General features: G+C 37.7%; 10 protein-coding genes. 3 read left to right on the top strand and 7 right to left on the bottom strand.

The genetic code is table 11. The features are described from left to right. The 7 genes from H8796_RS13860 to H8796_RS13830 form a co-directional block, all read right to left on the bottom strand. Positions 1 to 1446, bottom strand: coding sequence for a lipopolysaccharide biosynthesis protein (locus H8796_RS13860; protein ID WP_117932012.1), 1446 nt, complete (start codon positions 1444 to 1446; stop codon positions 1 to 3). 178 nt (positions 1447 to 1624) lie between these two features. Then, positions 1625 to 2701: an acyltransferase family protein gene (locus H8796_RS13855; protein WP_117932010.1), complete on the bottom strand. Its 1077-nt coding sequence runs from the start codon at positions 2699 to 2701 to the stop codon at positions 1625 to 1627. Between the two features lie 21 nt (positions 2702 to 2722). After that, on the bottom strand, positions 2723 to 4135 hold the full coding sequence (locus H8796_RS13850) for an undecaprenyl-phosphate glucose phosphotransferase (protein WP_117932008.1): 1413 nt from the start codon (positions 4133 to 4135) through the stop codon (positions 2723 to 2725). Positions 4136 to 4154: 19 nt separating this feature from the next. Then, positions 4155 to 5291 carry a chain-length determining protein gene (locus H8796_RS13845; protein ID WP_117932006.1) on the bottom strand — a complete coding sequence of 379 codons (1137 nt, stop codon included), beginning with the start codon at positions 5289 to 5291 and terminating at the stop codon, positions 4155 to 4157. Positions 5292 to 5302: 11 nt separating this feature from the next. After that, positions 5303 to 7717, bottom strand: coding sequence for an SLBB domain-containing protein (locus H8796_RS13840; RefSeq protein WP_370539776.1), 2415 nt, complete (start codon positions 7715 to 7717; stop codon positions 5303 to 5305). A gap of 22 nt (positions 7718 to 7739) precedes the next feature. Next, entirely contained in the window at positions 7740 to 8321 is a 582-nt protein-coding gene (locus H8796_RS13835; protein ID WP_032846245.1) for a UpxY family transcription antiterminator, read from the bottom strand. A 352-nt stretch (positions 8322 to 8673) separates the two neighbouring features. Beyond that, entirely contained in the window at positions 8674 to 9624 is a 951-nt protein-coding gene (locus H8796_RS13830) for a tyrosine-type DNA invertase cluster 3b (protein ID WP_270435780.1), read from the bottom strand. Positions 9625 to 9759: 135 nt separating this feature from the next. On the opposite strand from H8796_RS13830, the gene H8796_RS13825 reads away from it, so the two are divergent. The 3 genes from H8796_RS13825 (at position 9760) to H8796_RS13815 (ending at position 11529) form a co-directional block, all read left to right on the top strand. After that, on the top strand, positions 9760 to 10161 hold the full coding sequence (locus H8796_RS13825; RefSeq protein WP_117932000.1) for a DUF4119 family protein: 402 nt from the start codon (positions 9760 to 9762) through the stop codon (positions 10159 to 10161). Between the two features lie 223 nt (positions 10162 to 10384). Next, complete coding sequence (locus H8796_RS13820; protein WP_117931998.1) at positions 10385 to 10729, top strand: SH3 beta-barrel fold-containing protein; 345 nt, start codon at positions 10385 to 10387, stop codon at positions 10727 to 10729. Between the two features lie 23 nt (positions 10730 to 10752). Continuing rightward, on the top strand, positions 10753 to 11529 hold the full coding sequence (locus H8796_RS13815) for a DUF4373 domain-containing protein (RefSeq protein ID WP_117931997.1): 777 nt from the start codon (positions 10753 to 10755) through the stop codon (positions 11527 to 11529). The last annotated feature ends 8 nt before the right edge of the window (positions 11530 to 11537 follow it).

Below are 11537 nucleotides of genomic sequence, written 5' to 3'. Positions count from 1 at the left end.
TTAACAAGTTTTCCTTAGTATTTTATTTCTCACAAAATTCACCAAAAAGCCCAATTCCTTAAAGCGTAACAAAACTGCTGTTAACAACACTATTATCAAACTTAAAATGACTGCCACTAGAATAGAAAGGAATGGGTTGTTTATCTCACTTACTACAAACGAAATGACTGCAAACTGAATAATGGATACTATTAATGCATTCTTTATACTTAGGAATATTCCACAAATAGTTATTCCCATATAAATTTTATTGAACTTAGTGGAGATTATTATATCTATTAGGGAATATAGTACAATACCATAGCAAACGACAAGTACTGAGTGGGACGTAGCTACCACCAATATTGTAACAGCTACCACTTTTTTTACCATTTCACATTTCAGTGTAGTTGTTGTCTCCCCCATAATAGTGGGTATCATAGCGTTCAGTCTCATCAGAGGGTCAAACATATATGCAATGCACAATATCTTCATATAAGAAGCACAATCCAACCAATTATCACCTAATAGTATATCAATCAAAGGGAACGAAATTGTAGACAACAATACCATACAAGGAAAAAACACAAAACAAACCAAACCGATATATCGAGTATAAATCTGCTTAAAATCTTCCGTTTGACGTTCCTGACAAAAAATGGGATACATCGTATTACTAAAAATATCTGTGACATTCGATGGTACAATTTGCCCCATCTGATTTCCTCTTGTAAACAATCCCAGCTCCTTAGGAGAAAAAAACTTTCCTATTATCAAAGAATATAAACTTGAATAGACCGATTGGAGAATGTTAGCAACCAACAATCTTGAACCTTTCATAAACAAGTTTCTAAATTTTTCTGCCGAAAAATGGAATGAATATAAAGACATATCAAAGCGATTGAACAGTAAGCACAGCAGAATGGAATTACATATTTGTTGAAAGACCAAAGCCCAAACACCATAATTATATACTGCCAAAATAATACCAAATATCCCACTAATTGCAACTGAAATAAACGTGATATAAGCTTGCACCTTAAACTTAAGATCCATTATCAACTGCGTCTTCTTCACTATATACAATGAATTGATGACAAGAGTAATACAATAGATTCTCATTACAGAGGTTAGTTCCGGCAAATTATAAAAAGAAGCGATATTAGGTGCTATAATATATATAATCAGATACAAAAGCAGTGCTGTAAATATATTACAGCAAAACATCGTGGAGAAACTCAATGAATCCCTATCTTGTTTTTGAATAATAACTTGCGAGAAACCTCCTTCAATCAAAACCTGTGATAAAGCAATAAATATAGTGAGAAGAGCTATTGTACCATAATCAGATGGCAGCAGTAGTCTTGCTAATACAAGACTAATAACAAATTGACTTCCATTCACTAAGAATTTCTCCACACTACGCCAAAAGAGTGATTTCGATGCCTTGCTTTTAATATTGTTCATAAAATAACATTCCCCAAAAAGATTTACCTACAGTCTGCGTATATCTATCTTTATGCCAACCATTTTTTATAAAAAAATCATATACAAAGTAATCTATAAATAAATACATGAGATCGTCCTAACTCGTACTCTAATTTTCCACAAATCATTCTAATATTATACTTAAGGTTCATCACAATTACCCTATTTTACAAATCAATCTTTTTATCCTACGCACAAGGGTAATCGAAATAAATGTTAGGACTATTGAACCCAAAAATAATATAAAGAAACCTATGAAGTTCGTATTAAAAGTAAAGTCATCTATACTAATGCCACATATGGGATACTTGGACAATAGAATAGCCAGCAAGCGAATAAACATAATGTGAAGCGCCATAAGGTAAAATGACTCCTTACCACAATGAGCTAAAATTACCCCTAAAACTGAATGTTCTAAGTAACAGCTAAGATAGCAAATAAAATATACGCCAGCCAATGTTCCGATAAGTAACGTAATAATATCCGGATATTCATTAACAATCATTCCTATCAACAGCCCAGGTGCTGCACCTATGGTATAAGTATAAGATAGTAGAATCACTAAAGATATCACAAATATATACTTATTATTGAAAGACTTATAGCTACTATTAAATATCAAATACCCTAAATAGATCAAAACAGTTGAAGATACCGCTGTAGCTATTCTTGGAGGAAAATGAATATCTGTATAATTGGAAATGTAACCAGATATTGCACACGCTATTAATGAAACGATAAACATATTCATATGACTATATTTATTGATACTTTTTAATCCATAAGCCATAATAGAAAGGAATACTAATCCATAAAACAATGCTAAAGCAAACCAAAGGGGCTCAACCAATTTTTCAAAACTCATTCCCATAAAAACTTTACCTAACGCTCTTCCCCAATCAGTAAGAGTTGTAAAAGGTTTTATCGAAGCTGGATAATACCCTATCTGCAATAGATAATTATGCAATAGTGTAGCAGGCAAGAAAAAGTATAAAGATTTAAGATACAATGCAGGTATCTTCTTTTTCAAAAGAACTTTTGGATTTAGCAAATCAGCTTCTTTCAAGAAAAAGCCACCAATAAGATAGAACCCAGACACATACCAAATTGTATAAAACTCATTCTCATTGACCCACTCTGGAAAAAATGAGTAATTAATGTGGCCTCTTATAATAAGCAAGATACATATACCTTTAGCAATATCAACAAACTCAAAACGTTTTCTAACCAACATAGACATTCAATTATCTACATATTAATATGCATTTTTTTCCCCAATGATAACATTCTCCACAGTCTTATAAATAATATATAAGTCAAGCAGCAATGTCCAGTGCTCCATATACCAAATATCAGCTTTAACACGTCCCTCCATCTGCGAAAGTTCCCTCGTTTCACCACGGAAACCATGCGTCTGAGCCCAGCCGGTCACTCCAGGTTTTATAAAATGTCGCACCATGTATTTATCAATCAACCGGGCATAAGTCTCCGTATGAGCCAACATGTGAGGACGGGGACCTACTAGTGACATATCACCTTTAAGGACATTGATAAACTGAGGAAGTTCGTCTATATTAGAACGGCGAAGGAAGTTCCCAAAACGAGTTTTACGGGGATCATCAGCCGTAGCCTGTTTACTGTCAGCTTCATCATTCACTTTCATGGATCGAAATTTGTAACACACAAAATCCACACCATTCAAACCTGTACGCATTTGCTTAAAGAATACAGGACCGGGAGAAGTTAATTTTATAATACTTCCTACTATAAGATAGATAAAAGGAAAAACAGTAACTAAAAAAAGACTGGAGAAAACAACATCAAATATCCGTTTCAATATACGGTTCTCCATCTTACTCAAAGGTTCATAACGCAAATTCAAAATAGGCATATTACCAACCATACTGTGCCAAATACGACGAGGAAAACCTTTACAAACATTAGGAACACCATGAAAATAAAGAAGATGGTTCTCACAGTGATTCATAATAGAAAAATTATAACGCCCCTCCTCCATCGACAAAGAACAAAAAACATGTTTGATTCCCGGGTGTGCAGACATAAAATCCGAAAAACCGTCAGGATCACCCAAATAAGAACATTGAGAAGAAAGGCCATCATTCGGTTTAATATCAAAATAGCCTACGACTTCATATAGAGAAGACGCCAGAGAATTCTCCATCTCTTCATACAAAACCTGCATATTATTGCCTCCACCTATAAAAACGGCATAACGTCTATGCTTACCTTTCGTACAATAGATTATTAGAAAATGACGGATAATAATGCGATAAATACTTAGAATGACAAAGAGAAAAGAGAAATAGGCAACAAAGAAAAGAGGAGAATAGATAGAGATTCCACTAAAAGTCATAATACATGCCCAAAAGATGGAAAAAGCTATAATATTCTTCAATACACGCAACACAAGTTGGTCAGGACGAATTCCCCGGCTGTCCCAAACCCTCCCACGGGAGCCCGAACAGGCCAGATAACAGAGACTTAACAAAGTCATCATCCATGAAACCCTACAAGAAAAAGGTAAAGAGACAAATACTTCCTCCCAAAAGAAAAGGAGAAAGAACAATACCAGATTCAGAATGATCAGATCTCCCAGAACTGCTACAAATTCTATAAATTTATTGATTTGACTGGTGGTTGATACCATATCACATTAAAGATTGATTTTAGGCACATACTTCTTTGAACTTATTCAGAAAATCTTTTCCAAATAAATTCAAAAAGATAACAATACAAACTGATAGGAAAATAAAAGCCAAAACATATACCTTTCTACTGGTTCCCGAAGGTTCCAAGGGTACTACAGCAGGCTCTACAACAGCGAACACAGGTTTCTCCTCCTGAACCTTGGCTCTGGCAACCTGAAGCTGACTGGCAACCTGACTGTATACCTGGTAAGCAAGGCTCATATCATTCTGCAAACGTTCCTGTTCGGCACGAACACTCTGCAAAACTATATTATCATGAGAATCCAGATAATCAGCATACTTCTTCTGAGCAGCATAATATTCTTGCTGACGTTCTTTGAAAAGTTTCTCCAAATAAATACAATCCTCTTTTGCCTTGAAGGTACGGTAGTCTATAATGTATTCCTGCAATTTCTTCACAACGGAATCGGCAACGACTGCAGCAACCTTAGGATCCTGAAAAGTAACAGAAATGGAAGTCATTGAGGTTTTCTTATCTACAGAGGCAGTTATCATTTTTTTCAAAGTTCCAATCTTTCTTGACTCTTTCTTAGATAATTCAATTACTCCATGATTGATTTTACCTGAAACTACTAATTCATTATCTTCTTCAACAAATAATGATTTCATTCCACCAATTACCATGCCAGGAAGTCCAATTACATAATTCCACCATGGAGAAGATTCCTCATCCAAATAAATATTCAATGTCATATTTTCATCTTTCGATACAGGTATTTCCATTGTAGAAAGCTCTAACAAAAAAGGAGTAGAAGAAACAATATCGGCAGACAAAGAAGCATTCAAAGCATCAATACCATCACTCATAGCAACTTCACTTCCAAGAAAAGAAGCTGCTAAACCAGATAGACCACCACCTTTAGCACTTCCCATCTCCGGAGAAAGAGTAACTTCAACCGTGTACTGCTTAGGAATACCGATTGCTATAATAACGCCAATTACCAAACCGATACCAGCAGCCTTATAGATCTTCTTACGAATACCCATAATCTTACGAAGAATACCCATCAAATCAATTTCGATTTCTTCATCCGTATAATTATTCCGTTTTTGTTTTATATCTTTTTCAGATTCTTGTTCTATCAGGGTAGCCATAAAAGGTATTCTTATTTCTTTATTAAATTGGCAATAGAAGCAACCATCATTCCCAATGTGCTGAATGTAGTAGCGTAACCTAAAATATTGCCAATATTAGTTTTCTTCTTAGCCTTACTAGGCACAATTATCTCACATCCCGGCTCGATCTGCTTCTTACCACTACCTTTCACTTTAGTTACCTGACCATTCATATAAACGATGAATTTCTTACTCTTCTTTGCATTTTCAGAATAACCACCAGCCTGATTCAAGTAATAATCTATATCTTCACCCTTTATATAAGAAACTGTATTCGGAACCATCACGGCACCATTGATCGTAACCGTATTATTATTTTTCGGAATAGAAATCACATCACCCTCACGCAAGACAATATCTGCTGTACTACCAGGATTCGCTAATGCTTTTTCCAAATCAATTCCAACTGTAAAATGATCTTCTACACGAATACCTAAAGAGTCCATCATAGCTTCTCCCAACTGTCGACTCATTAGGCGGATTACATCACCCATACGTTTCTTTTCACTTGCATTGGCCACACGAGTCAATTTGGCACCACGTAAGTAGGCATAATTCGTTGCACCTCCCGCTTTATTGATTAAGTCCGAAAGACGTTCTTCACGACTAGTCATAGCATAAGAGCCTCCGAACAGAATTTCACCTTCAACAACCACATTCTGTTGAGCCTGATAACCCGGACTACGACGTACATAAACTTCATCGTAAGGTTGAAGCACAAAGCCAGGGGTTCCATCTACAATAAAGCCTTCTTTTAGGGAGAATGTATATATCTGGCCGATAGTATCGTTATCTACTGTACTACGAGGATTCTTAATTCTACGGGATACATCTACACGGACTACAGAAGCGGCTTCACGTAATCCACCTGCTTGAATAATCAAGTCTTCAAGGGTCATGTTATCAGCATAAGGATAAGAATCCGGTTTGGCTACTTCACCGTGGATTACGACGTTGCCTCTGTCTTCCAGGTCATGAATACTCGGAATATAAAGGATATCGTTTTTCATCAGGATGATGTTTTGGGAAGTACCGTCCATGATGGCTTTAATGTCTACTGGAACAACTTCGGTAGTCAAGTCCTCACGCTGGCGGTAGAGAACGGCACGGTTCAAGAAGGCATCACCGGTCAGGCCTTGAGCTTCGTTTACCAGTTCACGGACTGTATTCAGTTTTCCATTCAACTGGTAGATGCCGGGACGATAAACGGCTCCACGGATTTCTAGTTTGTTGATGAAGCGGTTAAGGATGGCTTCGGCGGTCACAACATCACCGTTTCGCATTTTATAGACACTATAGTCAAGGTCTTTGACTGTGTTTACTTCATATTCCTGTCCGTTCTGGCGTACGACACGTAAGGAACGGGTATAGGCGTCGGCTTCAAAGCCACCGGCATAGCTGATAAGAGTGGATAGACTTTCATCCTTTTTCATTTCGAAACGCATTGGGCGTTTCACTTTTCCGTCGATCTTAACCAATACGTCATAGGCGGGAACTATTACTACATCCCCTTCCTGAAGACGAATGTCATCCTGAATGTTTCCTTTCATGATAAATTGGTAGACATCGATTGTGGCGATATTTTTACCATTACGTACCAGCTGCACATTACGAAGGCTTCCTATGTCACTGACTCCACCTGCACGGTAAAGTGCATGGAAGACTGTGGCAAAAGAAGAGAGGGAGTAAGTACCCGGTTGGACAACCTCACCCATTACATTGATCTGGATAGTACGTATGCTGCCCAAAGTCAGACGGATGTCCGAAGTGGGATCATTCGCATTATTAAGACCATTATATATCTTGTTTAATGTCTTTTTGAGATAGTCATTGGCTTCAGCAATAGTTAGTCCGTTCAGGTTGACAGGACCTATTTTCTGAATGTTGATCGTGCCGTCAGGAGAAATCTGTTGGCGGATAGTGTTCTGGCTGGCTCCCCAGATATCAATAATCACTTCATCACCCGGACCCAGACGATAGTTCAAGGGAGTGGCGATGTTGACGCTGGGTTCAAAAGTCAGGTTACGGGTGTTGAAAATATTTCGTCCGAAAACCTGATTGCCACGTGCGAGGTCTTGAGTGCTCGGATGGTCTTCCAGCATATCGGAAGTGTTTTCTTTCATTTCCTCACGAAGGCGTGATTCATTGACATCGGTACCCGTTGCATTGGAAGCATTGACATTGTTTTGTTGTTCATATAGTTGCTTCACACGAGTTGCCTGTTCTTTGGTCACACCTCTACGTGCCAGTTCAGAAGCTAGTTGTTTCTGTTCTTTACCCTGGCGGATGCCATCCTTTACATATTCAAGAACTTGGGAGTCGCTCATGCTTTGAGCCATTAAAGGAGAAAAAACTCCCAGTATCAAAAATAGAAAAAGAGTCCGAAAAAGCATTTGTATTTTCATCGATCAATTCAAATTAGAAAAATTAGCCCACATGAATGTCTGCAGATTCAACATAACCAATAGGCATATCTACACAGGCACAGCCAAGCATATTTAACCGAACTGCTATTTTACTTTTACCATCAACACTGACCAATTCACCAACCAGTCCAGTCAAAGGTCCTTTCACGACACGAACTTTTTCACCACGTGCCAATGGAGAACTATTCATACAAATAGCTTCTTCTGAATAATCAAGCATAAAACGGAAACGAGCCATCTGTTCATCAGGAATCACTGCTGGAGTACTTTCTCCACGCATCACCATATAACGGCTCACTGTAGAAAAGCTTAGAACTTCTTTACGTTCAGATGGATCAGCATGAACAAATACCATCATTGGAAGAAGAACAGATTCAACCATCTTACGACGGTCACTCCATTGATGAATTTCCTGCTGAACAGGAACAAAAGAATCAATTCCCATCTTAGATAAACGCTCGGCAACTTTCTTCTCGTGATGCATTCGAACGAGTGCTACATACCAGCGTTTTGAGTGTGCTACGCCTTCCCCTGTCCCACTACTAGGCCCGGCATTTACTGATTTCGGTTTTGTTAAAATCATACTTTTTTACCCCATGTTCATCTGTTACTTCTTAGGTAACAGACAATACATACACGAAACGCATACTACAGTGAAAATAGAAATCACATACATGACAAAGGCGTAGAAAATGGAAAAGCCTAATATTCAATAAGAAAACTATTGAATTAGGCAATGAAAAAGTATAGAGCATGGAAATAAGATTATTTCATGTTCAGACAGTTTTTTGCTCTATGTTTCAGATAAAACGAAAAAAAGTGGAAGAATATTTGCTTACTATTCGTGTTTTTGTCTATCTTTGCGTCAAATTTAAGTTCTGTTACCTAAGAAGTAACACACACATTTTACTTCTGATTATCAATATTTTATATATCTACCATCTGTCTATACAACAGTTTCTCACGTAAGATAAATTCCCTTTATTTACCTCCGTACGTTCTTTAAGTCCGAAGCCTTTCAAATAGATTTGTGTGGTTTTTATAGATTTGTGTCCCAATGATTCACTAATCATTTCAATCGATACTCCCCGATACTTCGCTGTCGTTGCCCAAGAATGGCGAAGTGTGTAAGAAGTGACAGGAGACTTCAAACGTAAAGCTCTCGCTAAGTCTTTTAAACGGTTGTTGAATCGACGAAGGGCAGACTGGTATTCCCGATAAGCCCTTTCATCCGTCCGTTTCTTATCACTACGAAGAATATCAAACAGATAATCCGGAGAATCCGGATGAGAATCCTGATTACTACGAAGCCGGTTAATCATTTCCTTTGCAGTATCAAGTATTTCCACACTCATCGGAGTTTTAGTCTTGATACGGTTATACCGCAACACATTCTGATCTAAAGCTGATTTCTCCAGATGCGCTAAATCCGCGAATGACATTCCACAGAATTGAAACATCAAGGCAGCAATAGCCTGCGTTCGACGCAAACGCTCCGATTTGGGATCCTCATACAGAAGTCTACGTAATTCACCGATAGGCAAAGCTTTCTTTTGGCGAACATCTACTCCCGTATAAACATCATGAAACAACCGAGGCACATAAGGTGCACTACCCGCTTCTACTCCTCGATTATAAATACAACGAAGCATACGCATATACGTAGAAATCGTATTAGGCTTCAAACCACACTCATAAAGATACTGCCCGTAACGTCGTAAACGCTCGCGGGTGACCTGTCGGAACGACACATGGGACGTGCCACAAAATTTGCTAAAAGAAAAAATAGCATTCTTATAGACATGCGCTGTAGAATGCCTCCCTTCCTTCCGCAAACGACCGATGTAGAACTCTGCACACCGGCTAAATCCATTTTTGTTCATCATTTGCATCACTAGTTATTTTATATATATACCATTTGGCAAGCGGCAAAAAAACAAATCTTTTTGCATACCTGGCACACGCTTACCAAATGTAGACTTATTTTTCAGTATTATTAACTTTATTAAAATTAGCAAATCATGGCTAGTAAAAAAACAACTCACAGAGAGTCTAAAACACAAGTAGAAAACAGTGCTCAAAAGCTAAAAAAAGAGGGAAGAGCACATCAGAAAGGGGAAATCATCAGTAGGGATGAACTGGAAAAAAGAGGCGGGCTCACCGGAGACCCAACAGCTTTACTGGCGGTATACCTACACAAGTTTGAGGAAGGAGAAGCTCATGTCAACTACTCCAAAAAGCTCAAAGATTTAGCTGAACATATCTATGAGAAAGAAATACTATACATACCCAAGCACGGAGGTTATAAGCTAATGGAAATCAGCAGTATAGAAACAGAATTATCTGTTATCAGAAGAGCCAAACGGGAACAGTTGGAAGAGGAAGAAAGACAGGAGAAAGAGAAAGTATCAAACAGGTATTGACAAAAATAATTGTGCAGGTAAAATGCAAGCTCTACTTTTGACGCCGTTTTAAACCGGCTAAAAACAGAGAATTATATCCCAGAAAAATAGTGACGCTATCCGGTTGAGATGGCGTCACTATAAGCAGAGGATAGCGTCACTATATCCCCCATATAGCGTCACTATCTTTCAGGGAGTATTCTCGCTTCACTAAACACGCATTTTTAATTTTAATTATTTTTCAATGAAAAGAAAAATCGACAAAAGCAAGATCGCATCTTGCAAATTAGTATGGAAAAAACGTATTGTATCCGAAAAAGGATTCTCGGAAAAATATGCTGAAAGAATAGTGCAAAAGTGCATAGAATTGATAGAACGCATGCAGTATGGAAATGCCATGATAGCTTTTTATAAACAAGACGGCACATTCTGCATGGAACAAGGCACGTTGGTAGGATACGAAAAATTCTTTCATCGAGAGTATCAAAACACGCCAAGACAAGAGTCCATCGTCTATTGGAGTACAGAACAACATGCATGGAGAAGATTTATGATTGGAAACCTGCTCGAATGGAAAGCGATTGTGTAATTTACAATAAAAAAGATTGAATAATGAGTATGATTAACAAAGGTATACCTTATTTCCCGACACCTGCAAACTTTTTCGATGAAGAAGTCATGGAATTATTAGAAGCCAAATATGGAATGTTAGCCTCTTACATCGTATTGAGATTACTTTGCAAAATCTATAAAGAAGGGTATTATATCTCTTGGGGAAAAGAACAAAGTCTGATTTTTATCCGTAAAATTGGTGGAGGAATTAAAGAGGATACGATGGAAAAAATTGTTGAACTATTGCTGGAAAAAGGATTCTTTCATAAAGAGACTTACGACCGATATGGAGTTTTGACCTCGAAACAAATTCAAAAAGTCTGGCTGGAAGCTACGGTACGCAGGAAAATTGATTTCTCTCAATTACCTTATTTATTAGATAGCAAACCCAAAAACGGGAAACAAAAAGAGGATACGAACCCGGAAAATGTAGACATTTTATCGACTCAAGAAGAGTTGAGTTCAGAAAATGCAGACATTTCCCGACAAACTAAACTAAACCAAACTAAACTAAATCATGAAGAAGAAGAAAACAACGTTGTTTCGATTGAAATTCCGGGGTATGCCTACAATCTGGCTACACACAACATAGCAGGATTGATGGAGAGCCTGGACAACCATAAAGTGACTGACCAGAAAGAGAAACAAACGATTCTCCGGCTATCGGATTATGGCAGAAAAGGCACGCAGATATGGAAACTACTTTCAAATACATCATGGAGTAAAATTGGAGCACCAGGAAAGTATATCATTGCTGCGCTGACAAATAAACGGTAAAAGAACTA

This window comes from Bacteroides sp. M10, from assembly GCF_014334015.1.
GTDB classification, from domain to species: domain Bacteria; phylum Bacteroidota; class Bacteroidia; order Bacteroidales; family Bacteroidaceae; genus Bacteroides; species Bacteroides intestinigallinarum.
This window is presented reverse-complemented; position numbering and strand designations above follow the sequence as displayed.

Excerpts from the sequence above, each read along its gene's own strand:
- H8796_RS13860 (WP_117932012.1), bottom strand. The coding sequence starts at position 1,446 with ATGAACAATATTAAAAGCAAGGCATCGAAATCACTCTTTTGGCGTAGT.
- H8796_RS13855 (WP_117932010.1), bottom strand. The coding sequence starts at position 2,701 with ATGTTGGTTAGAAAACGTTTTGAGTTTGTTGATATTGCTAAAGGTATA.
- H8796_RS13850 (WP_117932008.1), bottom strand. The coding sequence starts at position 4,135 with ATGGTATCAACCACCAGTCAAATCAATAAATTTATAGAATTTGTAGCA.
- H8796_RS13845 (WP_117932006.1), bottom strand. The coding sequence starts at position 5,291 with ATGGCTACCCTGATAGAACAAGAATCTGAAAAAGATATAAAACAAAAA.
- H8796_RS13840 (WP_370539776.1), bottom strand. The coding sequence starts at position 7,717 with ATGAAAATACAAATGCTTTTTCGGACTCTTTTTCTATTTTTGATACTG.
- H8796_RS13835 (WP_032846245.1), bottom strand. The coding sequence starts at position 8,321 with ATGATTTTAACAAAACCGAAATCAGTAAATGCCGGGCCTAGTAGTGGG.
- H8796_RS13830 (WP_270435780.1), bottom strand. The coding sequence starts at position 9,624 with ATGATGAACAAAAATGGATTTAGCCGGTGTGCAGAGTTCTACATCGGT.
- H8796_RS13825 (WP_117932000.1), top strand. The coding sequence starts at position 9,760 with ATGGCTAGTAAAAAAACAACTCACAGAGAGTCTAAAACACAAGTAGAA.
- H8796_RS13820 (WP_117931998.1), top strand. The coding sequence starts at position 10,385 with ATGAAAAGAAAAATCGACAAAAGCAAGATCGCATCTTGCAAATTAGTA.
- H8796_RS13815 (WP_117931997.1), top strand. The coding sequence starts at position 10,753 with ATGAGTATGATTAACAAAGGTATACCTTATTTCCCGACACCTGCAAAC.